Genomic DNA, 24600 nt, shown 5'->3' with positions numbered 1-24600 from the left:
CACTAGGTTTATTTATCCAAGCTCTTCATTGTAGGGAATAATAATACGTCACGGATGGCCGGGCTGTCAGTCAGAAGCATAACCAGACGGTCAATACCGTAGCCGATACCGCCTGTCGGAGGCATACCGATCTCCAGTGCGTTCAGGAAATCTTCATCGGTGTGCTGTGCTTCGTCATCGCCTGCTGCCGCATTTGCATCCTGCTGTGCAAAACGCTCTCTCTGGTCGATCGGATCGTTCAGCTCGGAGTACGCGTTACACATCTCCCAGGTGTTGATGAACAGCTCGAAACGCTCTACCTTGTTCGGGTCAGACGGTTTCTTCTTGGTGAGCGGGGAGATTGCCAGCGGGTGATCCATGATGAAGGTCGGCTGGATCAGTTCTTTCTCGCAGTACTCCTCGAAGAACAGGTTGATGATATCGCCCTTGGTGTGACGTGCCTCGTATTCGATGTGATGCTCGTCTGCCAGTCTCTTTGCTTCCTCATCGGTCTCAACTGCGTCAAAGTCGATGCCTGCATATTTCTTGATCGCATCGTTCATGGTCAGGCGTGCAAATGGCTTGCCGAAATCGATCTCGGTTCCGTTGTAGGTGAACTTGGTGCTTCCGCAAACCTTCTCAGCCAGATAACGGAACATGCTCTCGGTCAGCTCCATCATGCCTTCATAGTCAGTATATGCCTGATACAGCTCCATCAGGGTGAATTCCGGATTATGACGAGTGTCTACACCCTCGTTGCGGTATACACGACCAATCTCGAAGACTCTCTCAAGGCCGCCTACGATCAGTCTCTTTAAGTACAGTTCCAGGGAAATACGAAGTTTTACATCCTCGTTGAGAGCATTGTAATGAGTCTCAAACGGACGTGCTGCTGCACCACCGGCATTGGATACCAGAGTCGGGGTCTCAACTTCCATGAAGTCTCTTCCTGCAAGGAAGTTACGGATCTCTTTGATGATCTGGGAACGTTTGATGAAGGTGTTCTTCACATCCTCATTCATGATCAGGTCTACGTATCTCTGGCGGTAACGCATATCGGTATCGGTGATTCCGTGGTATTTCTCCGGAAGGATCTGCAGGCTCTTGCTTAACAGAGTCATCTTCTCTGCGTGAATGGAAATCTCACCGGTCTTGGTGCGGAATGCATAGCCTTCTACACCGAAAATATCGCCGATATCGGATTTCTTGAAATCTGCATAGGATTCTTCACCAATGGCATCTTTTGCCACGTATACCTGAATGGTTCCCTGTAAATCGCGGATGTTGCAGAAAGAAGCTTTACCCATGACACGTTTAAACATCATACGTCCGGCAATGGATACATGGATCGGCTGTGCGTCCATGATTGCTCTTCTTTCGTTATAATCTGCATTCAATGCTTCTTTTGCCTGTGCTTCGTCCATTCCTTCTGCGCTGAACGGTGCTCTTCCAGCCAGGATTTTCGCTTCGTGTTCATCGTAAAGCTTTTTCACTTCAACAGAATGATGCGTCTGGTTGTACTTTGTGATCTGGAACGGATCCTTGCCTGCTGCCTGAAGGTCTGCCAGTTTCTCACGGCGAACTTTCAAAAGCTGGTTGGTATCCGGCTCTTTTGCATTCTGCTGCTTTGCGTTCTGCTGCTCTGCCATCTTTTCCCTTACTCCTTTGTTTCTTCTATAAATAAATGATGTTGGGCAAAAAAGCATTTGCCCCATGGTATGATTAGGATACTCTCTGGATTTCCAGAACCTTGTACTGAAGTACGCCAGCCTGGGTCTCTACGTCTACCACGTCACCAACGCTCTTGCCAATCAGCTGCGCCTACCGGAGACTCGTTGGAGATCTTGTTCTGAAGGCTGTTTGCCTCGGTGGAACCTACGATTTTGAATTCCATCTCCTCATCAAAGTCTACGTCGTATACTTTTACTTTACATCCAACGCTTACTTTGTCTAAGTCGATCTCGTCCTCGTCTACAACCTCTGCGTTCTTTAACAGCTTCTCCAGCTCTTCGATACGCAGCTCGATGTCTCTCTGCTCGTCTTTTGCTGCATCGTACTCAGCGTTCTCGGATAAGTCGCCCTGCTCTCTTGCCTCTTTGATTTTCTGGGCGATCTCCTGTCTGCGGTTGATCTTTAAGTCCTGTAACTCATCTTCATACTTTTTTAAACCTGCATAGGTTAAAATGTGTTTCTTAGCATCTGCCATGTTGCTCATTTCCTTCCTTTTTACGTTGCCGGTAACTGCTGGCAACAAAATAAAATCCCCTCAAATCATTACTGCGTTCTGTCAGCGCCGGTCTTGTATTTTTAGCACAATTCCGCCTGCAGTAACAGGATTTTTCTTTGGTCATACATTCTGAATATTATACTTGAAAGCACTTTTCTTGTCAAGCACGGTATCGCGCCGGATTTCGCGGAATTTTGCCAGATTTTTGTTGCGCTGCATATCGAAAAAATAGTACGAACGCCCCACTGGTTCAAAACAATTTCGGCTCTAAATCGTTATCCCAGCATTCCGTACCGCCCCAGCAGTTCCACCAGCTGCTCCTCGGTTTCCAGCATGTTGCACTCCCGGCGGATCGTTGCAGAATGCGGAAGCCCGGCTGTGTACCAGGCGATGTGTTTGCGCATCTCCTTCATGCCGATGTACTCGCCTTTCAGTGCGACATGCATGCGGGTGTGGCGCAGGATCATCTCCCCGACCTCCACCGGTCCCGGAGCAGGAAGCACTTCCCCGGTTTCGAGGTAATGATTGATCCGGTGAAAGATCCATGGGTTTCCCCTGGCTCCACGGCCGACCATAAGGCCGTCGCAGCCGGTTTCGTCTAACATCCGCTTTGCATCCTGCGGCTCGAAGATATCGCCGTTTCCGATGACCGGGATCTTCACGGCTTCTTTTACCTGCCGGATGATGTCCCAGTCTGCCTTGCCGGAATAGTACTGTTCCCTTGTTCTTCCGTGCACGGCCACCGCAGAGATGCCGCAGCTTTCTGCGATCTTCGCGATCTCCACGGCATTGACATGGTCATCGTCGAAACCTTTGCGGAACTTGACGGTAACCGGCTTGTGTACCTTTTTCACCAGAGAGGACAGCAGTTCTTCTACCAGCTTTGGATTTTTCATGAGTGCGGAGCCTTCGCCGTTTCCCACAATCTTCGGCACCGGGCAGCCCATGTTTAAATCAATGATGTCGTAAGGCCCGTCCTCGATCTGATGCGCAATATCGCTGACGATCTCCGGGTCGGAGCCAAACAGCTGGATGGATACCGGCCGTTCTCCCTCTCCGATCGCCATCAGGTCCTTTGTATTCCGGTTCTTATAGAGAATGGCTTTTGCACTGACCATCTCCGTCACCAGAAGGCCACAGCCCTGCTCCCTGCAAAGCTGGCGGAATGACATATCGGTCACTCCGGCCATTGGCGCCAGGATCAGGTTATTCTCCAGTTCTACATTTCCAATGCGCAGTCTCATTCTTCCGGGCCCTCACCTGTATCATCCAGATCGGCCGGGTAGATTCCTGCTGTTTCCGGATCCGCCTCTGTTCCATAAGCTTCCTCTGTCTTAGAAGAATCTGCGCCAAAACCCGCTTTGAATGCTTCGGTGTCAATTCCGTAGTTCTCTGCCACTTCCTCCGCATCTTCCCCGAGATAAAATACCTTAAAGTACAGCTCCAGGGCCTTTAAAAATTCCTGTCCCTCCTGGCGGTACTGCTTGATCTTTAAATCGGCTCCGATTTCATCGCAGTAGCGTCGTACTCGGAAATGGTATGCTTAAACTCCAGGGTACCGTCCGGCTCGAATTCCATGGTTAAAATACCGCCGCATTCCTCAGTAAACCAGACACACATCACGTGAAGCTGTTTCTTGACTGCCTCCGGGAGACTGTCAAACTCTTCATTAAAATAATACTTTTTTTCGTAGCTGTTAGAACCACAAAGAACGATATTTCCGTCCTGTCCTGTCATCTGTTGTTTTCCTCCTGAATCTGTTTTGCTGCCGCATTTTCAACGACAGGTCACACGCATGCATGCCCGTCCATATGCTCCTGCTGCAGATTGTCAAAAAAATTTCATATTCCTATACACGAAACACGCCCGGCGCAATATGCCGCCGGGCGGATCAATTTCATATTCTTATTTAGCCAGCATCTTCGCGATCTCGAACTGCTCCTCGGAGATGTCTTTCTTCATCTGGAGTGCTTCCTGAATATCGAAATCTACGAACTCGCCATGCTTGTAAGCAACCAGGCGGTTGCTCTTTCCTTCGCACAGAAGCTCTGCTGCCCTTGCACCCATAATAGACGCATAGACACGGTCCTTACAGGTCGGGGTGCCGCCACGCTGCATGTGACCCAGAATGGTTGCACGGGTCTCGATGCCGGTAGCTGCCTCAATGCGGCGTGCCATGGAAGTGGAATGTCCGATGCCCTCTGCATTGATGATGATGTTATGCTTTTTACCGCGCTTGCGATTCTCGATGATGCGGTCGATGAGGGCCTGTTCGTTGCCGTCGTAACGCTCCGGCAGCAAAATGTCCTCTGCGCCGTTTGCGATGCCGCACCACAATGCGATGTAGCCGGCATTACGTCCCATTACCTCAATGATACTGCAGCGCTCATGGGAAGTTGAGGTATCGCGCACTTTATCGATTGCCTCCATCGCGGTGTTGACTGCGGTATCGAAACCAATGGTGTAGTCCGTGCAGGCAATATCTAAATCGATGGTACCCGGAACACCGATGGTGTTTACTCCGAGTGCTGCCAGCTTTCCGGCTCCGCGGAAGGAACCGTCACCACCGATGACTACGATTCCGTCAATGCCATGCTTGCGGCAGATCTCTGCTCCGGCCTGCTGGCCTTCCGGAGTTACGAACTCCATACATCTTGCTGTATACAGGATAGTACCGCCACGGAAAATGATATTGGACACATCGGTACTGCTCATGTCTACGATTTCTTCCTGCAAAAGTCCTGCGTAACCTCGCATGATGCCCTTTACCTTCATGCCTTTGCTGATCGCAGTACGAACCACCGCACGAATGGCTGCGTTCATGCCCGGAGCATCACCTCCGCTTGTCAGGACACCGATTGTCTTTACTTGCTTTGCCATAGTTGTCTCCTCCTGTTACCCTTCAGTTTTAGCACTGCTGCCCTTTTTGTTTTGCCAGGCAGCAGAACCTCTCCATTCCGATTTTTCTATTTTAATCCAAATGCACTTTTTTTCATACAAAGTGTATTCTAAATCATTTTCCCTATCTTTTCAATCCCTTTTCCACAACTTTGACATTCTTTTCACCAATAATTTTCATGAGCTCAGAAAGAACTGTCTCCGATGCTGCCACATGCCAGTTGGCCGGAAGGATCTTTTTTGCCCGCTCTTTTTCCAGGTAAATGATCACCGTATCGTTTCCGTCAGAGCCGCGCAGGACTGCGCTGACGGAAGGCCACAGCGCATCATACTGGGCTTTGTCCGTAAATTTCAGCCACAGATCCTTTGGCACCTGGTCAAACGGAATCACCTGCTCACAGATCAGCCGGCCCACCGGATCATCCCCGATGGAGGTTCTTCCGCTGATAAAGACCTTTGCATCTTCATTCAGCATATTGCGCTTGCTCTCGTAATCACGCGGGAAGACAATAACCTCCACTGAACCAACCATATCTTCGACAGTCACAAAGGCCATCTGCTGGCCATTCTTGGTAAGCTTCACCGTTTTTGCCGTGATCATGCCGCCAATGGTTACGCGGACACCATCTTCCACAACGGCTCTTCCACTCTCTTCGTCGACCATAAAATCGGTCGTCTTCGCGGTAATACTATTTTTCCAGGTTTCCAGATATTCATCCATCGGATGGCCGCTGATGTAAATGCCAAGGATTTCCTTCTCAAATGCGAGAAGCTCTTCTTTTGGGAATTCCGGCACATCCGGCATGGTGATCTGGTACTGCTGCTTTTCTTCCTCTGCCGCAAAATCGAAAAGACTGAGCTGACCCTCCAGTACATTTTTACGGTCTTTGGTTTTCTGGTCCAGAAGCTCCGGCGCGATCATGGTTTTCTGCCTGCGGTTACCAGGCAGCGAATCCATGGCTCCGGACTTGATGAAGTTCTCCAGGGTCCGCTTGTTGACCTCTCGTCCGCCCATGCGCTCCACGAAATCGTCGATGGAGGTAAAAAGTCCGTTGTTTTTGCGTTCTTTTATGATCTCATCCACCACATTGCGGCCGACGCTCTTAATCGCCGACAGGCCATAGCGGATGGCATCGCCGGAAACCGAGAAACCACTCTGCCCCTCATTGATATCCGGAGGCAGGATGCGGATACCAAGCTGGCGGCAGGTCAGGATGTACTCAGAAACCTTCGTGACATTATCCATGACCGATGTCATCAGTGCCGCAAAAAACTCCTTCGGATAATAATATTTCAGATACGCGGTCTGATACGCCACCACTGCGTAGCAGGCGGCGTGTGACTTATTAAAGGCGTATTTTGCGAAATCGATCATCTCATCGTAAATATGGTTCGCGGTTTTCTCATCGATACCGTTTGCGATACAGCCCTTTACATTTTCCTCCGGGTTGCCGTACACAAAGTTCTGGCGTTCTTTTTCCATGACTGCAGTCTTCTTCTTGGACATGGCACGGCGCACCAGGTCGCTACGGCCCATGGTATAGCCAGCCAGGTCACGTACGATCTGCATAACCTGCTCCTGGTACACAATACACCCATACGTCGGTCCCAGAATGTGCTCCAGCTGCGGGCATTCATAGGTGATGGAATCTTTGTCGTTCTTTCCTTTTAAATAGCGCGGGATAAAGTCCATCGGGCCCGGACGGTACAGGGAAATGCCTGCGATAATGTCCTCCAGGTTTTCCGGGCGCAGCTCCTTCATGAAGCTCTTCATTCCAGAACTTTCCAGCTGAAAGATGCCATCGCACTTTCCGGTGCCAATGGAAGCCAGGACCTGTTTATCGTTGTAATCGATCTTTTCCATCTCCAGATGGACGCCGTAGTTTTCCTCCGCCTGGCGGACCGCATTCTGAATGACAGTCAGGGTACGAAGACCCAGGAAATCCATTTTTAACAGCCCCAGCTCTTCCAGGGTTGTCATCGTAAACTGCGTGGTGATGGTTCCGTCGGACGCACGGGAAAGCGGTACAAATTCATCCATCGCACGCTGGCCGATCACGACACCAGCCGCATGCATGGAGGTGTGTCTCGGAAGTCCCTCCAGACGCTTTGCCATGTCAATGAGATAGTGTACCTCATCATCATTCTGGTATGCTTCCCGCAGGTCCGGGCTCTGTTTTAACGCCTTGTCAAGCGTCATGCCAAGATCACCCGGGATCATCTTGGCAATGGCATCACAACGTGCGTAAGGAAGGTCCAGGACACGTCCCACATCCCTCACAACACCCTTTGCTGCCAGGGTACCAAAGGTTACGATCTGCACCACCTGGTCTTTGCCGTATTTTTCCACAACATAGTCAATGACTTCCTGACGCCGTTCAAAACAGAAATCGATATCGATATCCGGCATGGACACGCGCTCCGGGTTTAAGAAACGCTCAAACAGGAGATCATAGCGCACCGGATCGATATTGGTAATCTCCAGACAGTAGGAAACAATACTGCCCGCCGCAGACCCTCGTCCGGGTCCTACCATGATATCATGGGACCGTGCAAAGTGAATGAAGTCCCATACGATCAGGAAATAATCGACATAGCCCATGTTGTGGATAACGCCAAGCTCATAGGAAAGACGTTTCTGCAGGGTCCCGTCATCATCCGGGTAACGCTTTGCCATACCGTCCTGGCACAGCTTGTTTAAGTAGCTCCAGGAATCATAGCCCTCCGGCACCTCATATTTTGGCAGCTTTGTCACACCAAATTCAATCTCTACGTTGCATCGCTCAGCGATCTTATGGGTGTTATCGATGGCCTCCTGCGCATACGGGAACAGCGCCCGCATCTCTTCCTCCGATTTTACATAATACTGGCCGCCCTCGTAACGCATGCGGTTCTCATCAGACACCTTTTTTCCAGTCTGGATGCACAAAAGAATATCGTGTGCTGCCGCATCCTCTGCCAGGATATAGTGGATATCGTTGGTTGCCACCAGGTCCATGGAAAGTTCGCGGCTCATGCGCATAAGCCCCTGGTTTACGGTCTTCTGCGTGGGGATCCCGTGGTCCTGCAGCTCCAGAAAGAAATTTCCTTTTCCGAAAATTTCCTCATAATGTCTTGCAGAACGGCAGGCCTCCTCATACATGCCGTGGGCCAGATAACGCTGGACCTCGCCCGCCAGACAGGCGCTTAACGCAATAACACCCTCATGGTACGTCTCCAGCACCTCGTAATCCACACGCGGTTTATAATAAAAGCCATCCACAAATCCTTTGGAGACGATCTTCATCAGGTTGTGGTAGCCGGTATCGTTCTCCGCAAGAAGGACCAGATGGTAATAGCGGTCCTCGCCATTTGTATTCTCCCGGTCAAAGCGGGAGCCCGGTGCCACATACACCTCGCAGCCGATGATCGGCTTGATTCCCACTTCCCTTGCCGCGCGGTAAAAATCGATGACGCCGTACATAACGCCATGGTCCGTGATGGCCATGCTGTCCATGCCAAGCTCCTTTGCCCGCGCCGCCAGCTCTTTGATCTTACAGGATCCATCCAGAAGACTGTATTCTGTATGGACGTGTAAATGTGTAAATGCCACGTTTTCCTCCTTTTTTGTAACTGTTTTATTATGTGAAATATGCTGAACTGTCCTTTCGGTCCATACCCACATCTTTTCGCGCAGGCATGGTATATCGAAAAACAGGGCGGAAATGATTTCATTTCCACCCTGCCATTTTCGCATCTTTGTATCAATTATCTCTTGGGGAAACGATCGAAAGGATCTTATTTTTCGCCCTTTAAGTACTTTTCAATGTTATCAAGTGCTTCTTTTTCGTCTTCTCCGTCAGCAGAAACGGTAATCTCCTCACCAGCACCCATGCCAAGTGTCATCATCCCCATAATGCTCTTTGCGTTCACACGGGCATTATTATTCTCTACATAGATCTGACTGTCAAACTGGCTCGCAATCTGTACCAGCATTGCAACTGGTCTTGCCTCAAGTCCGGATGAAAGTCCAATGGTGATCGTTTTCTTTAACATAATTATCCTCCTCGTTTTCGGACACAATCAAACTTCTTTCGTTTTTTGTTATGCCCCTGTGTCCGGCCGCAATACTGTGAACTTTACTCTGGCCGTTCCTGTCTTAGAACTTCTGCCATGTTTCCCAGTTTTCTGAGACGATGGTTCACACCTGATTTACCGACCGGTGGGTCCAGAGCCTCTCCCAGCTCTTTTAATGTAGCCTCCGGTCTGGCCAGCCTTAACTCTGCGATTTCCCTTAAGGTTTCCGGCAGACTGTTAAGCCCTGCCGTGTCCCTGATGTAAATGATATCTTCCATCTGCTTGACTGCCGCCGATACCGTTTTATTGATATTGGCTGTCTCACAGTTTACCTGCCGGTTCACACTTCCGCGCATCTCCTTGAGAATGCGGATGTTCTCCAGCTCCATAAGCGCAACTGGTGCTTCCATAACATTCAGGATGTCAACGATCTGGCTGCCCTCTTTGATATAGACCACGAAATATTTTTTCCGCTGCACGATCTTAGCTTCGATTCCCATGGAAAAGATAAGACCCTGGATCTGCTTTGCCTTTGCTTCAGTCGCACAGGCAATCTCAAAATGGTAAAATTTTTCTGGATCGCTGATGGAACCTGCTGCCAGAAACGCTCCCCGTATAAACGCGCGTTTGCAGCAGCTCTGCATAAGAACCACATTCTGGGCCAGAGACAGGTTTTCCTCAATCTCCCCGTATGTCGATCAGCTTGACTGCCTGAAGCACCCGCATGGCATCCTCATGGTGAGTCACTGCCACGGTGCAGGTCCTGTTTTTGTGGTTTCCGATGCCCTGCCGTATGGAGACATCAATTCTTATATTAAATGTTTTTTTCAATAATGTAAAGTACTTTCTTGCAACTGCCACATTTTCCGTATGAATCTTTACCCGGTAACGGTTATTCTCCGAGATCTGGATGCGGCCACAGAGACTTAAGATCGCGGCGATCTCCGCGATCTGGCAATGTCTGGCCGGTGACAACTGTCTGGAAAGCTCTTCCTTCACTTTTGAAGAAAATGACATAATTTACTCCTGCTACTTTTCAATGTCCCGGTGTTCAATCTTCAGTCCGTATTCCTCAAAGCCGCTCAGATGCTGGTACAGGGCGTTCGCAACCGTAACGGAACGATGCTTTCCACCGGTACAGCCAATGGCAACAACAAGCTGGTTTTTCCCCTCCTGCACATAATTGGGAATCAGAAAATCCAGCATTTCATAGAGCATGGAAAGGAAACGGTCTGCCGTACCACCCTGACGCACATAAGCCTGCACCTCTGCCTCCTGGCCGGTGTGGCTGCGCAGTGCTTCCACATAATACGGATTCGGAAGAAAGCGCACGTCAAAAACCAGATCCGCATCATTCGGGATCCCATACTTAAACCCAAATGACAAGACCGTGATAAACAGATTCTGGTACCGATGATCCTGCACAAAGATCTTTTCGAGCTCCTTGCGCAGCTCCCGGGTCAGAAGACTGCTCGTATCCAGGATCACATCGGCCTGACGCTTGATAAAGCCAAGCTTTTCCCGTTCCAGGCAGATGCCACTGTCGACCCGGCCCTTTCCGGCAAGCGGATGCGATCTTCTCGTTTCTTTATAGCGCTTCACCAGTGTGGTATCGCTGCTGTCCAGAAACAGGATTTCATACGGGACCTGCTGCTGTTTCCAGTTTTCCAGAACCTGCTCCAGCTGCGGCAGCTCTTCGCCGCTACGGATATCGATGCCAAGCGCCACTCGCTCATGGGCTGCAGGTTTTTGCATGACAAGCTCCACAAACGCTTCCATCAGGGGATCGGCAGATTATCTACACAATAAAAGCCTAGATCCTCCAGCATTTTTAAAGCCGATGTTTTTCCGGCTCCCGACATTCCCGTCACGATTACCAGTCTCATCTGTACTCTCCTTTAAAATTCTCCCAGCAGCTTCACTTCCAGCTCCAGCTCCACACCAAACTGCTCCTTTACCTTCTCCTGCACCTGTCTGCAGAGAGAAAGGATATCCGCAGATGTGGCATGATCCCGGTTAATAACAAAACCGCAGTGCTTTTCTGACACCTGGGCACCGCCCACCGTAAATCCGCGAAGCCCTGCGTCCTGGATCAGCTTTCCTGCAAAATGTCCCTCCGGGCGCTTAAAGGTACTCCCCGCACTCGGATATTCCAAAGGCTGCTTTTCCCGGCGCTTCGCCGCTAGGTCATCCATCACGGCACAGATCTCATCCGGGCTGCCCTGCTGCAGCGCAAGCACTGCCTCCAGCACAATGTAACCCTTTTTCTGGATGCAGCTGGTCCGGTAACCCAGCTCCAGTTTTTCTGCCGGAAGCGTTAAAACGTCTCCCTCCGGTGTCAGAACGGTCACCTCTTTTAAAACCTGGCAGAGTTCTCCGCCGTAGGCACCTGCGTTCATGACCACGGCACCACCGATGGTTCCCGGAATCCCGGCTGCAAATTCAAAGCCGGTCAGGGAAGCAGACAGGGCCTGTCTTGCCACATAAGAGAGCAGCGCACCTGCACCTGCCCGCACGAAATTTTCTTCCACTGTAACCTGGCCAAATGGTTTTCCAAAGGAGACCAGTACGCCGCGGTATCCCAGATCTCCCACCAGCAAATTGCTGCCGTTTCCGAGAATAGAATATGGAAGCTGTTCCTCCTTACAGATGGCAAGCACCTGCTTTAATTCTTCCGCGCTGGCCGGTTCGATGTAAATATCTGCCGGTCCGCCGGTGCGGAAGGTAGTATGGCGGCTCATGGGCTCATCTGTTAAACATGTGCCCGCTGTCACCGCCTGTTTCAGTCTTTCTGCTGCCTGTTTCATGTTGTTCCTTCTGCCTTTATTTTTTTGATCACTTTTCATACTCACAAGGGCTGCTGTTTTCGCAAGCGTCCCCGGCAGCCCGCATAGATGCTTTTCTTTCTACTTGTTACCCAGATTTGCCTGTACACGGTTGTAAAGCTCCTGGCTGCGTTGTAGCCCATCTTCTTCTGACGGTAATTGACCGCAGCGGACTCAACGATGATCGCCAGGTTTCTGCCCGGACGGATTGGAATATTATGGCACACTACCTGGTTGCCTAAGAATTCCGTATAGCGGTCCTCCAGTCCCAGCCGGTCGTACTCTTTGTCCTTATCCCAGTCCTCCAGCTTGATGACCATGTCGATATTCTGGGTATCCTTGACGCTTTCAACACCGTACAGGGATTTAACATCGATGATGCCGATACCACGAAGCTCGATGAAATGCTTGGTGATATCCGGCGCACTTCCTACCAGGGTCGCGTCGCTGACCTTGCGGATCTCCACCACATCGTCAGATACCAGACGGTGGCCGCGCTTGATCAGCTCCAGAGCCGCCTCACTCTTACCGATGCCACTCTCGCCCATGATCAGGACACCTTCACCAAATACATCAACCAAAACACCATGAATGCTGATGCACGGAGCCAGCTTTACCTTCAGCCAGCGGATCACCTCTGCCATAAGATCGGAAGTGCTCTTATCCGATACCATGAGCGGCACCTGGTAATGCAGGCAAAGATCCTGCATGTCTTCATCCGGTTCCTGCCCACGGCTGTATACCACGCACGGGATCTCACTTGATAAGAGCTTGTCGTAACGCTCCACCCGCACTTCCCTCGGGAGGGTATTGATATAAGCCTGCTCCACATATCCGATGATCTGGACACGCTCCCGGTCAAAATGGTCGAAAAAGCCGGTCAGCTGCAGTGCCGGACGGTTTACATCCGGATGGCTTAAAACCACCTTGTCTGTATCAATATCCGGAAGTACATTTCTCATTTTCATTTTATCGATCAGTTCTGTAATCGTTACACCGTACATATTGCCCCGCTCCTTTATCTTTTTTATACCTGTTTTCAGAATAGTTTTATCATATCATATTTTCCGCAACTTGTCATTACCGTCCAAGTCCGGTGTTTATGCAGTAAAACTACAGCGTTACTGTTTTACACGTTTCCGGTTTCCTCTACGACCTCCACCGGCACATCCTCCTTCTTTTTCCGGAAAAAACGGTAAACACTCTCTGCCGCAGCACGGTTCATGCCAGGCACCTGGGCAAGTTCTTCCTCACTGGCGGCCTGCACCGCCTCGATGGACTGGAAATGCTTCATCAGCGCCTTGCGTCTGGTATCGCCGATTCCCGGAATATCATCTAAGATCGAGCGTACCTGGCTCTTGCTGCGCAGGCTGCGGTGATACTCGATTGCAAAGCGGTGTGCCTCATCCTGGATACGGGTAATAAGCCGGAAGCCTTCCGAATGCCGGTCAATGGGAATCTCCACATTCTGGTAATAGAGTCCGCGGGTGCGGTGATTGTCATCCTTTACCATGCCACAGACCGGAATGGAAAGTCCAAGCTCCGAAAGCACCTCCTCCGCAATATTGACCTGTCCCCGGCCGCCATCCATCATCAGAAGGTCTGGGAAGCGGGTAAAGCTTCCGAACTGCTTCTCCACACCGCGTTCCTTCAGCTGGGATAATTCCTCCAGACCGTGGGTAAAGCGCCGCATCAGCACCTCACGCATGGAAGCGTAATCGTTTGGCCCGATAACAGTCTTAATGCGGAATTTGCGGTAATCGCTGCGCTTGGGCTTGCCGTCCTCATAGACGACCATGGAACCAACCGATTCATATCCAGAAATATTGGAGATATCGAATGCCTCCATCCGGCGCACCCCGGAAAGACCAAGCCAGGAAGCCACCTCGTTCATAGCTCCCGTAGTGCGCATCTCCTCCCTCTGGTTCCGCTCAAAATCCTGCCGCAGCACCATGGAAGCATTTTTCCGGGCCAGCTCGACCAGCCGCTCCTTTTCTCCCTTTTTCGGCACCACAATGCGGACCTTCTGTCCTTTTCTGGTGCTGAGCCACTGCCCGATCACCTCCGTGTCCTCCAGCTCCTGCTGCACCCACAGTTCTTTTGGCAAAACGGGGTTCCGGCATAAAACTGCTTCACAAAGCTGGTCAGGATCTGGCTGCTTTCCTTTTCAGCACCAATACGGATGCCAAAATGCTCCCGCCCGATCAGCTTGCCTTCCCGCACAAAGAAGACCTGCACCACTGCGTCTGTGTCATTCATCGCCAGCGCGATGATATCGCGGTCCTCCATACTGCTGCTGGTAATCTTCTGCTTCTGGGCTACCTTTTTGACACTGGCCAAGAGATCCCGGTATTCCGCCGCCTTTTCGTATTCCATCTTTTCAGCTGCATCCATCATCTGATGCTCCAGCTGCTTTAAGAGATTGTCATAATGTCCGTTTAAGAACTCCAGCACCTGCCGGATATGTTCTGCGTATGCCTCTTTGCTGATATAACCCTGACACGGCGCGTCGCACTGCTTAATGTGATAATTTAAGCAGGGCCGGTCTTTACCGATGTCACGTGGCAGAAAACGGTTGCAGGTGCGCACCTTATAAAGCTTGTGGATCAGATCGATCGTATCTTTTACCGCTCCGGCACTGGTGTATGGACCAAAATACCGGCTCTTGTCCTTTTTCATGGTCCGCGCAAACTGCACCCGCGGAAAATCTTCTCCCACCGTCACACGGATGTATGGATAGGCCTTATCATCCTTTAACATGGTATTGTAGCGGGGCTGGTGTTCCTTGATCAGGTTGCATTCCAGCACCAGGGCCTCTAACTCCGAATCCGTCACAATGTACTCAAACCGGGCAATGCGGGAGACCATCTGCTGGATCTTGGCCGTTTTTCCGCGGCTGCTCTGAAAATACTGGCGCACCCGGTTCTTTAAGCTGATGGCCTTACCCACATAGATGATCTCATCCTTTGCATCGTGCATGATGTAGACGCCCGGCTGGGACGGAAGCTTTTTCAGTTCCTCTTCAATATCAAATAACATCGTTTTCTGTCTTCCCTTTCTCGTGCACTGTCTGTCAAAATTTCCAGGGATTCTGCTGAAGCTTCGACTGTCCCTGCAAAAATTTTAGCGCAGCCTGCTGCCATCATACCGCTTCTGCATGGTGAGGAAACGGCGCACCGCGTAAAGCTGCTCCTGCAATGATCCACGCTCTGGCTTCATGTCAAGCACCAGATACATGCTGTCCAGTTCCTGCTGGGTGATGCGGTTTTCCAGCTGCTTTAAGCATTCCATACGCAGGTCAAAATCCTCCGTGTCCAGAAACTGGATAAATGCCGGATCCGGAGCGCGGTCGGCATAGTGCTGCGTAATTTTCTGGTCTGATTCGAATGGTGCCATGTCCAGCGATGCTTCTGGTAACTCCGGGCTCTGTCCGGAAAATTCTACCCGTTCAAACCGCCACTTCTGGCTCACTTCCGGGTATTTCTCGTGATCTACCTCACTGGTAAACATATCGTAGGGCCGCACATACACCCCGTAGTCCCCGTAAAGCGCCTGGTAAACTACCATGCGTTCTCCAGTCTCTGAGTGCTTTGCCACCGCCACGATCTGGTACAGTTTATTTTTAAAATGCCGGTAAAATTCACCCGGTCTTACGATTCGCTCTGTCATAGTTGATTCCTGCCTTTTTTCTTTATTTACACGGTTGGCGGAAGTGTTGTCCCAGTCTCCGGCGGAGTTCCCGGCTCCTCTACGGTTTCCAGCGCTTCCGAAAGAGCTTGGGCCGCCGGGAAATCCCCGACAGCCAGCTTTTCTCCTTTTTTGCCAGAAGAAGCATTCCCAACTGCACCGGCCTTTCCAGCAGAAGCAGAATTTTCCCTTTGTGTTTCGCCTCCACTCTGTGCTCCGTCTCCGCTCCGTTCTTCCGCTCCAGTTTGCGCACTAGCATCAGGCGGCACCGTCAGGGCATCATGCCCGGCTTCTTCCGGAGCATAGGTTGTCTCCGGAAGCCCGGCTCTGGAAGCTTCGATTGCTTTCTGTTCCTCTTCTGCCGCCTCCGGCGTTAAGAGTCCGTCCCAGTCGTAGGTGCAGGCTGCATCCCACAAAAGCCACTCGTTGTAGCCGCAGTCATAGACTGCCCGGATCTGGTCACGCACCTGCTCCCCGCCATATGGGATATGATTTTTCAGCCAGCTGGCCGTAAAATCCTGAAGCCACGGACGGACCTCTGCCACATGCTCTCCATTTAATCCGGCAAAGTATAATTCCTTTCTGGACTCGGTCAGCGCCGCACAGATAGTATCATACGGACGTATATCCGGGTGATCGATCCCATAGTTCCCATCTGAATAATGGGACGGATAGATCATAGGGCTGATATAATCCAGATGCTTCGCCATCTCCCCGTAGATCTGTCCGACGGAATCCGCATTCACATCACTGTTGATGATCGCGCCAAACACATCGGCCGACACAAACAGACCCTCTGCACTCAGCTTTTCATACTCGTATTCCATAAACTCTAGAATGATATCCGTCCGGCTGCGCCCCTTTGTGTCTTCCTCATCAAAGACGGCATCACGCATGCCTTTTTCCGTGCAGAAGCGCACATAGTCAAACTGGATCTCATCGAATCCCAGCTTTTTCGCTTCCAGTGCAACCTCCGTCAGATAATCCCAGGCTTCCTGTTTGTAAGGATTGACCCAAGCGTGGTCATCGCGGTCTTTAAACACGGTTCCATCGGACTTTTTCACACACCAGTCCGGCTGTGCCTCAGAAAGCCACGCATCGCGGAATGCCGGGATCCGCGCAATGGTATAAATGTTGTGTTCTTTCAGCTTCTGCATCAGCCCGGCCATATCTTCAATATAAACCTTCGTCGAACCAAGCTGGTTTATGAGCGGAGACTCCGTCTCGCACACTACGCGGCCAAAGTCATCCTTAAAATCAATGACCAGCGCATTGGCCTCGGTCTTATCAAACTCCTGAAGCAGATTATCCACCATGGCCGGAGTTCCTGCCACATAAGCAGAAATATAAATGCCCTTTGCCTTTATAGCATCCCGGTGCGGTCTGGATTCAATTTCAATTTCTGATATTAATTTTTGTTCTTCGGCTTCTGCATTCTGCCCTGCTCTGTCTGCTGCTGCATCCGCTTCCGTCTGATCCTGCGCATCGTTCCCCACCACGATCGGATCAGGTGCCGTGGCAATTTTCTCAGCATTATGGCGAAAGCTGCATCCCGTGATTACAAAAATAAACAGTAACAGACCGGCCAGAAGCCATCTTCGTTTTTCTTTCATGCGCGTAATTCCTCTCCTGCATTCTAATTCTGTACGGAATTTTCAGTTTCGTTAGACATCAGTGAGATGCCAGTGGCACACCCATTGATTCAGGAAATTTCTATCGCGTACAGTAGCGTAAACCCACAGTATAAGCCGATTATAACACACATTCTATTTTTTTGACAAATCCAGGTGCAAAACTGAATTAGATATGGTACAATAGCACGCATGGAAAGGGGTATTATTACTATGAAAATTGGATTTGACAATCAAAAGTACTTAAAGATGCAGTCCGAACACATCCGCGAGCGGATCAGCCAGTTCGGAGACAAGTTATATCTGGAGTTTGGCGGCAAGCTGTTTGACGACTACCATGCTTCCCGCGTCCTGCCGGGCTTTGCGCCGGACAGTAAGCTGAAAATGCTTCTGCAGTTAGCGGACCAGGCCGAGATCGTCATCGCGATCAATGCCGCAGATATTGAGAAAAACAAGATTCGCCACGACCTTGGCATCACCTACGATGCAGATGTTCTCCGTCTGATCCAGGAATACCGCGACAAGGGTCTGTATGTCGGCAGCGTTGTTATCACCCGCTACACCGGACAGCCTTCCGCAGATGTCTTTAAGACAAAGCTTGAGCATCTTGGCATCAAAGTATACCGTCATTATCCGATCGACGGATACCCGAACAACATCGCCCACATCGTAAGCGACGAGGGCTATGGAAAGAACGACTATATCGAAACCACCAAGCCGCTTGTCATCATCACCGCACCGGGACCTGGAAGCGGAAAAATGGCTACCTGCCTCTCCCAGCTCTACCATGAGAACAAGCGCGGCATCAAGGCTGGCTACGCAAAATTCGAGACCTTCCCGATCTGGAACATCCCGTTAAAGCATCCGGTCAACCTGGCATATGAGGCTGCTACCGCAGACTTAAACGATGTCAACATGATCGATCCGTTCCACTTAGAGGCTTACGGCGTGACTACCGTGAACTACAACCGTGACGTCGAGATCTACCCGGTTCTGGCTGCCATGTTCGAGGGCATCTACGGCTACTGCCCGTACAAATCCCCGACTGACATGGGCGTCAATATGGCCGGAAACTGCATCATCGATGATGAAGCATGCCAGGAGCATCCCGCCAGGAAATCATCCGCCGTTACTACCAGGCATTAAACCGCGTGGCAAAAGACAAGGGCAGCAAGGACGAGGTTTACAAGATTGAGCTCCTTATGAAGCAGGCTAAGATCACAACCGACATGAGAAGTGTCGTTCCGGTTGCTGTAAACCTTGCCAAAGAGACCAACGCACCGACTGCAGCCATGGAGCTTCCGGACGGAAAGATCGTCACCGGAAAAACCACTGCCCTGCTTGGAGCTTCCGCAGCAGTCCTGTTAAACGCAGTCAAAGAACTCGGCGGCATTTCCGACGACATCCACTTAATCTCCCCGACCTTCATTGAGCCGATCCAGGGATTAAAGACCGGATACCTTGGAAGCAAAAACCCACGTCTGCACACCGATGAGGTACTGATTGCCCTCTCCATGTGCGCCGCAACCGATCCGAACGCAAAGCTTGCATTAGAGCAGCTTCCGAAATTAAGAGGATGCGAGCTTCACACCTCTGTTATGCTCTCCTCTGTTGATACCAACACCTTCAAGAAGCTGGGCCTGAACCTGACTTCTGAACCGATCTACGAAAACAACCGGCTGTATCACTAATAGCCTAATTTTCTGGTTTACTATTATCTCACGAAAAAGGAGGCATTCCCATAAACAGGGAATGCCTCCTTTTCCGCTCTATTATGCTTTTGTCCCAAACATTTCCGGATGCGCTGCCACATACGCGGCCGCATATTCTTTATCTTTCCCGATCCGCTCTTTGAGTGCCTCCAGGGAGTCAAACTTCTGCTCCGGCCGCTCAAAATTTAAAAGCTGGACCTGAATGTTTTTTCCGTACAGATTTTCATCCAGTCCCATAACATAGGTTTCTACCCCGACCGGATTTTCTCCCTGGATCGTAGGTTTTCTGCCGATGTTGCTGACCCCGCCATAAAACGTTCCGTCGATCAGTACGCGGGAAACATACACGCCAAACGGCGGCAGATGCTTCTCTGGCGGCGGAAGGATATTGGCAGTCGGAAATCCCAGGACATCGCCGCCGATGTGGTTTCCATGTACCACGGTTCCGTGGATCGCATAAGGCTCACCTAAAAGCTCATTGGCTTTCTCGATGTTGCCGCGGTCCAGTTCTTCCCGGACATAGGTACTGCTGATATCCCGGTGCTCGTCCTGCTTTTTCTCGATGATGATCGTCTCGAACCCGTATTCCGGCCCCATCTTGCGAAGGAGCTCTGCGTTTCCGGCTCCTTTATAGCCAAAGCTGCAGTCCGGGCCGGCAACCACTGCCTTTGCGTGCATCTGGCCAGCCAGCACATCCGTGACAAAGCGTTCCGGCGACATGGCAGCCACCTCCCGGTTGAAGGGATACTCCACCAGATAGTCCATACCCATGGCTTGCATGTTGTTGCGGCGTTCCTCGTTGGTGGTAATAACCGTCGCCCGCTTTCCTTCCACAACACCAAGCGGTGCCATGTCAAAGGTAAAGACTGCTGTCTTCCATCCGCGGCTTGCTTTTAAGTGCAGCATTTCTTTTAACAACTTCTGGTGTCCCTGATGCCGCCCGTCAAATTTTCCAATGGTTACCACGGTTGGTTCCTCGATACAAAACTCCCTGGTCCCGGTAATTACCTTCATAACTAGTTTCCCCCAAGAAATATTTTCTGTGGCTGATAACGCCGTTTTTCTTCGCTGTAGCGGTAAATGCCGATGAAATGATGCTCACTGTCGTAGACCCGGACACCATCGAAGCGATCTGCAGCCGATGCAGCCAAATTATGTTCGCTTTCAGAGCAGGCAGATAATTCTGCGTCCAAATTTCCTCCGCTCACAGATTTATCCGGCATTTCATGCTTCATCTCCTCTGCCAGCTCCGCCGTAAACGGATTCCCGTTATGTACCAGCTTGTCCCCTTCTCCCGGTTTTGTCACCAGCGCTGGAAGTCCCAGGAATACGCCTTCTACCGGGACCACGTATTCTTCTACGCGTCCTTCATCCCGAAGTTTCTCAATCTGGGACAGGGTCAGGCTGTCTTCCAGCTTAAAGCGGTCCACGCGGGTGCGGAGCAAAGATTCCATGCAGCCGCCGCAGCCCAGTTTTCTTCCAATATCGTAGCACAGGGTACGGATGTAGGTTCCTTTGGAACAGGTCACGGAAAATGTCACACGCGGCAGATCCACCTGCCCGATCTGGATATCCAGAATCTGAACCGGTCTTGGCTGACGCTCCACTTCCTTGCCCTGACGGGCCAGCTCGTAAAGCTTTTTCCCGTTGACCTTTAAGGCAGAGTACATCGGCGGGATCTGCATATAGTCACCAAGAAAGCTGTAGATTGCCTCCCGCACGGCTTCTTCGGTTACCTCGACCGGATACTCTGCCAGAACTGTTCCTGTAGTGTCCTGGGTATCGGTCTCCTGTCCCAGAAGCAGCACAGCGCGGTAGGTCTTGGTCTTATCGGTCAGCATATCGCACAGTCTGGTGCCCTTGCCTAAACAGACCGGAAGTACCCCTTCCGCTGCCGGGTCCAAAGTACCAGTGTGCCCAATCTTTTTCATGCGCAGGATGCCACGAGCTTCGCTACCACATCGTGGGAGGTAAAGCCCTTTTCCTTGTATACATTGATGATTCCGTCCACTAGGCGTTGTACTCCTTTATCTGCTTTTCAATCAGTGCGGAAAGGTTGTTGATGACATCGTGCACGCTTCCGCTCATCGTACAGCCGGCTGCCCGGACATGTCCGCCGCCTCCAAAGAAGGAAGCCACCTTGCTGACGTTCACAAAGTTGTTGGAGCGCATGCTTACCTTGTATACATGGTTCTCCGTCTCATGAAGGAAGATGGCCACCTCTACACCGTCCGTTACCCGAAGCTGGTCGACAATGCCATCCAGGTCGGATGCTTCCACGCCGTAGAAATCCATGTCCTGCTTGCGCACAACACTGAAAATGCATTTGCCGTCTAAAAACAGCACACTCTCCAGCACAGCGCGTCCCATAATCTGGTTCTGCACATAGGTCTTTTTATAAAAGCTGCCGTCGATGATCTGAGAGAAGTTAATCCCTTTTTCCATCATCACTCCGGCTACTTCCATGGTCTTTGCGGTGGTATTGCTGTTTTTAAACACGTTGGTATCGTGGATGATGCCGGTATAGATGCACTCTGCCACCTCTTTGCTGATCTTTTCTTCGTCCAGAAAATCATACAAAAATTCACAGGTTGCACTGGCACTGGCATTTACAAAGTTGCTTGCAGCATAGCCTTTGTTGGTAATGTGGTGATCGATGCAGATGCTGGTCTTTGCAGTATCCAGATACACCACGTTGTTTCCGAGGCGTTCCCGGTCTCCGCTGTCTAAGCAGATGCAAAGCTCATACTGTTTTCCGGTATTGGAATCGGAACTGATCCGCTCAAACTGCTTTAAATAAGAAAACTTCACCGGAGGAGTCTCCAGATAGACATCCACCGTCTTTTCCGGATACTGCTCCGTAATATAGTTGCACACAGCAAGGCAGGAGCCCACACAGTCTCCGTCCGGTCTCACATGACCGGCAATGGCGATCGTGCCTGCGGCTTCCACCATTTCCATCAGTTTGCGTTCCTGCATTTACTGTCACTCCTTTCAGTCTTTCAAGTCTTTGGTGACCTCGTCGATCAGTCTGGACATGTTCACGCCATACTCGATGGACTGGTCCAGAACAAAGGTGATCTCCGGGGTATTTCTTAAGTTGACACGGTGTGCCAGCTCTCTGCGGATGTAGCCGACCGCACTCTTTAAGCCAGTCAAGGCATCCTTCGCGCGCTCCTCGTCGCCAAGTACGCTGATGTACGCCTTGCAATATTTTAAATCCGGCGTAACCTCTACTGCCACAACAGAAGTCATGGCACCATTTACACGCGGATCTTTGATCTCGGTGCGGATGATCTCACTGAGTTCTCTCTGCACTTCCATGTTGATTCTTGTATTTTTGATGCTGTTTTTACGCATTATTTTTCTTCCTCTCTAAATACTCTTAAAGGAAGCACCGGGCAAAACTGCCAGTGCTTCCTTCCTTAAGTTTCGGGGATCCATGACTGCCTGACATACAGTCGCAGTCACGAAATTTTAAATCCTAAAATCCTAGCGCGGTACCTCTACCATGGTATATGCCTCTACCATATCGTCTTCCTTGATATCATTGAACTTCTCGAATACAAGACCGCACTCGTAACCGGTTGCAACTTCCTTGACATCGTCCTTGAAACGCTTTAAGGAAGCAAGCGCACCGTCGAAGATCTGCTCGCCATCACGGGTAATGCGGCAGGAGCATCCTCTCTGGAACTTACCATCCATGACATAAGCACCTGCAATGGTACCAACGCCGGATGCCTTGAAGGTCTGGCGGACAACTGCGTGACCGATGACCTGCTCCTCGTATACCGGATCAAGCATACCCTTCATAGCGGCCTCGACATCCTCGATTGCCTGGTAGATGACGCGGTACAGACGCAGGTCTACCTTCTCGCGGTCTGCAATGGACTTCGCGGTAGCATCCGGACGTACGTTAAATCCGATGATGATCGCGTTGGAAGCGGATGCCAGGGATACATCGGACTCGTTGATCGCACCAACGCCGCCATGGATGACTTTGACCACAACTTCCTCGTTGGACAGTTTTACAAGACTCTGTTTTACTGCCTCTACGGAACCCTGTACATCTGCTTTTACGATGATCGGCAGTTCCTTCACATTACCGGCCTTGATCTGGCTGAACAGATCATCCAGGGAAATCTTAGCCTTGGTGTCTGCCAGTAATTTATTCTTGCTCTCAGAGATGAAGGTCTCTGCGTAGCTTCTTGCCTCTTTCTCGTTCTCGGTTGCCATCAGCACGTCGCCTGCACCCGGAACATCATTTAAGCCGAGGATCTCAACCGGCATGGACGGACCAGCTTCTTTGACTCTGCGGCCCTTATCGTCCATCATTGCACGGACTTTACCATAGCACGGACCTGCAGTTACGTTATCGCCCACACGCAGGGTACCTTTCTGTACCAGAATGGTAGCAACCGGTCCTTTGCCCTTATCCAGCTCAGCCTCGATGACAAGACCTCTTGCGCGGCGGTTCGGGTTTGCCTTTAACTCTTTTACCTCTGCAGTCAGAAGGATCATCTCCAGAAGTTCCGGAATACCTTCCTTGGTGTGTGCAGATACCGGTACGAATACGGTATTTCCGCCCCAGTCCTCCGGAATCAGCTCATACTCAGCCAGCTCCTGCTTTACGCGGTCTACGTTTGCAGACGGCTTATCAATCTTGTTGATGGCAACAATGATGTCAACGCCTGCAGCTTTTGCATGGTTAATTGCCTCAACGGTCTGCGGCATAACGCCATCGTCTGCTGCTACAACCAGGATCGCGATATCGGTAGACTGAGCACCACGCATACGCATTGCGGTGAATGCTTCATGTCCCGGGGTATCCAGGAAGGTGATCTGCTGTCCACGTACATCTACCGTGTAAGCACCGATGTGCTGGGTGATGCCGCCTGCCTCGCGGGAGGTAACGTTGGTCTGACGGATCGCATCAAGCAGGGAAGTTTTACCATGGTCAACGTGTCCCATAACGCAGACTACCGGCGGTCTGGAAACCATATCTTCCTCGTTCTCCTCGTCCTCTTTTAAGAGCTCAGCGATGACATCGACCTTCTCCTCTTTCTCGCAGAGAACATCGTACTCTACTGCGATCTCCTCAGCCTGCTCGAAATCAATCTCGGAGTTTAAGGTTACGATCTTGCCCTGTAAGAACAGCTTCTTAACGATTGCAGACGGCTGCAGCTTCATCTTGTCAGCCAGCTCCTTGATGGTCAGAACATCAGGAATGGTAATTACCTTTACGGTCTCCTCTACCTTCTCCTCAACCGGCTTCTGCGGCATGATGAACGGATGCTTGGAAACCTTGCCATTCTTGTTTCTTGGTCCGTCTTCCATCATTCTGGTCTTATCGTATTTATCTTTCTTGTGTGCATTGTTGGTCTGCTGACGGTTGTTGGTCGGCTTGGTCTGGATCGGGGTATCATAGTTCTTGGAGCCGCCGTCTCTCTGACCCGGTCTTCCTGCACCGCCCTGACGGTTTCCGCCAAAGCCACCCTGGCGGTTATCGCGGTTTCCACCGAAGCCGCCGCCCTGGCGGTTGTCTCTGTTGCCACCGAAGCCGCCGCCCTGACGGTTGTCTCTGT

13 protein-coding genes and 8 pseudogenes are annotated in these 24600 nt (G+C 50.9%); 1 reads left to right on the top strand and 20 read right to left on the bottom strand.

Annotated features, from left to right (window positions below):
* Positions 1-8 precede the first annotated feature (8 nt).
* The 15 genes and pseudogenes from lysS to DXA97_RS09505 form a co-directional block, all read right to left on the bottom strand.
* Positions 9-1628: a lysine--tRNA ligase gene (lysS, locus tag DXA97_RS09570; protein ID WP_118719810.1), complete on the bottom strand. Its 1620-nt coding sequence runs from the start codon at positions 1626-1628 to the stop codon at positions 9-11.
* Positions 1629-1701: 73 nt separating this feature from the next.
* Positions 1702-2185 (bottom strand): annotated as a pseudogene (gene greA, locus DXA97_RS09565) (transcription elongation factor GreA).
* A gap of 296 nt (positions 2186-2481) precedes the next feature.
* Positions 2482-3450 carry a tRNA dihydrouridine synthase DusB gene (gene dusB, locus DXA97_RS09560; RefSeq protein WP_118719808.1) on the bottom strand — a complete coding sequence of 323 codons (969 nt, stop codon included), beginning with the start codon at positions 3448-3450 and terminating at the stop codon, positions 2482-2484.
* Positions 3447-3605, bottom strand: a complete 159-nt coding sequence (locus tag DXA97_RS20155; RefSeq protein ID WP_182436858.1) for a hypothetical protein — start codon at positions 3603-3605, stop codon at positions 3447-3449. The genes dusB and DXA97_RS20155 overlap by 4 nt, the downstream gene beginning before the upstream one ends.
* Before the next feature lie 3 nt (positions 3606-3608).
* Positions 3609-3943, bottom strand: a pseudogene (locus DXA97_RS09555) (DUF6145 family protein); the annotation flags it as partial.
* Positions 3944-4111: 168 nt separating this feature from the next.
* Positions 4112-5086, bottom strand: a complete 975-nt coding sequence (gene pfkA / locus DXA97_RS09550; protein WP_118719806.1) for a 6-phosphofructokinase — start codon at positions 5084-5086, stop codon at positions 4112-4114.
* A gap of 142 nt (positions 5087-5228) precedes the next feature.
* On the bottom strand, positions 5229-8696 hold the full coding sequence (locus DXA97_RS09545) for a DNA polymerase III subunit alpha (RefSeq protein WP_118719855.1): 3468 nt from the start codon (positions 8694-8696) through the stop codon (positions 5229-5231).
* A 185-nt stretch (positions 8697-8881) separates the two neighbouring features.
* Positions 8882-9139 (bottom strand): HPr family phosphocarrier protein, encoded by a 258-nt coding sequence (locus DXA97_RS09540; RefSeq protein ID WP_118543791.1) that lies wholly within the window; start codon positions 9137-9139, stop codon positions 8882-8884.
* Between the two features lie 83 nt (positions 9140-9222).
* Positions 9223-10177: pseudogene (gene whiA, locus DXA97_RS09535) on the bottom strand (DNA-binding protein WhiA).
* Positions 10178-10189: 12 nt separating this feature from the next.
* Positions 10190-11046: pseudogene (gene rapZ / locus DXA97_RS09530) on the bottom strand (RNase adapter RapZ).
* A gap of 12 nt (positions 11047-11058) precedes the next feature.
* Positions 11059-11967, bottom strand: a complete 909-nt coding sequence (gene murB / locus DXA97_RS09525) for a UDP-N-acetylmuramate dehydrogenase (RefSeq protein WP_118719804.1) — start codon at positions 11965-11967, stop codon at positions 11059-11061.
* 99 nt (positions 11968-12066) lie between these two features.
* Positions 12067-12989: pseudogene (gene hprK / locus DXA97_RS09520) on the bottom strand (HPr(Ser) kinase/phosphatase).
* Between the two features lie 125 nt (positions 12990-13114).
* Positions 13115-15024, bottom strand: a pseudogene (gene uvrC / locus DXA97_RS09515) (excinuclease ABC subunit UvrC).
* Positions 15025-15108: 84 nt separating this feature from the next.
* On the bottom strand, positions 15109-15654 hold the full coding sequence (locus DXA97_RS09510; RefSeq protein ID WP_118719802.1) for a DUF1653 domain-containing protein: 546 nt from the start codon (positions 15652-15654) through the stop codon (positions 15109-15111).
* Between the two features lie 26 nt (positions 15655-15680).
* Positions 15681-17285 carry a putative glycoside hydrolase gene (locus DXA97_RS09505; protein WP_118719800.1) on the bottom strand — a complete coding sequence of 535 codons (1605 nt, stop codon included), beginning with the start codon at positions 17283-17285 and terminating at the stop codon, positions 15681-15683.
* Positions 17286-17516: 231 nt separating this feature from the next.
* Here DXA97_RS09505 and DXA97_RS09500 point away from each other — a divergent pair.
* A pseudogene (locus DXA97_RS09500) lies at positions 17517-18994 on the top strand (DUF1846 domain-containing protein).
* An 81-nt stretch (positions 18995-19075) separates the two neighbouring features.
* Here the strand turns inward: DXA97_RS09500 and DXA97_RS09495 are convergent.
* From DXA97_RS09495 to infB, 5 genes and pseudogenes are all read right to left on the bottom strand, one after another.
* Positions 19076-20029, bottom strand: a complete 954-nt coding sequence (locus tag DXA97_RS09495; protein WP_118719798.1) for a bifunctional riboflavin kinase/FAD synthetase — start codon at positions 20027-20029, stop codon at positions 19076-19078.
* 2 nt (positions 20030-20031) lie between these two features.
* Positions 20032-21026, bottom strand: a pseudogene (gene truB / locus DXA97_RS09490) (tRNA pseudouridine(55) synthase TruB).
* Positions 21026-21994 carry a bifunctional oligoribonuclease/PAP phosphatase NrnA gene (locus tag DXA97_RS09485; RefSeq protein ID WP_118719794.1) on the bottom strand — a complete coding sequence of 323 codons (969 nt, stop codon included), beginning with the start codon at positions 21992-21994 and terminating at the stop codon, positions 21026-21028. The pseudogene truB and the gene DXA97_RS09485 overlap by 1 nt, the downstream one beginning before the upstream one ends.
* 15 nt (positions 21995-22009) lie before the next feature.
* Positions 22010-22375 carry a 30S ribosome-binding factor RbfA gene (rbfA, locus tag DXA97_RS09480; protein ID WP_118531946.1) on the bottom strand — a complete coding sequence of 122 codons (366 nt, stop codon included), beginning with the start codon at positions 22373-22375 and terminating at the stop codon, positions 22010-22012.
* Between the two features lie 132 nt (positions 22376-22507).
* Positions 22508-24600, bottom strand: a 2093-nt coding sequence (gene infB / locus DXA97_RS09475) for a translation initiation factor IF-2 (RefSeq protein ID WP_118719787.1), incomplete at its 5' end; no start/stop codon positions are given.

It is taken from the genome of Clostridium sp. OF09-36, from assembly GCF_003481985.1.
Taxonomy (GTDB): Bacteria; Bacillota; Clostridia; order Lachnospirales; family Lachnospiraceae; genus Brotaphodocola.
The sequence above is the reverse complement of the archived record's forward strand: the minus strand, read 5'-3'. Positions and strand labels throughout refer to the sequence as shown.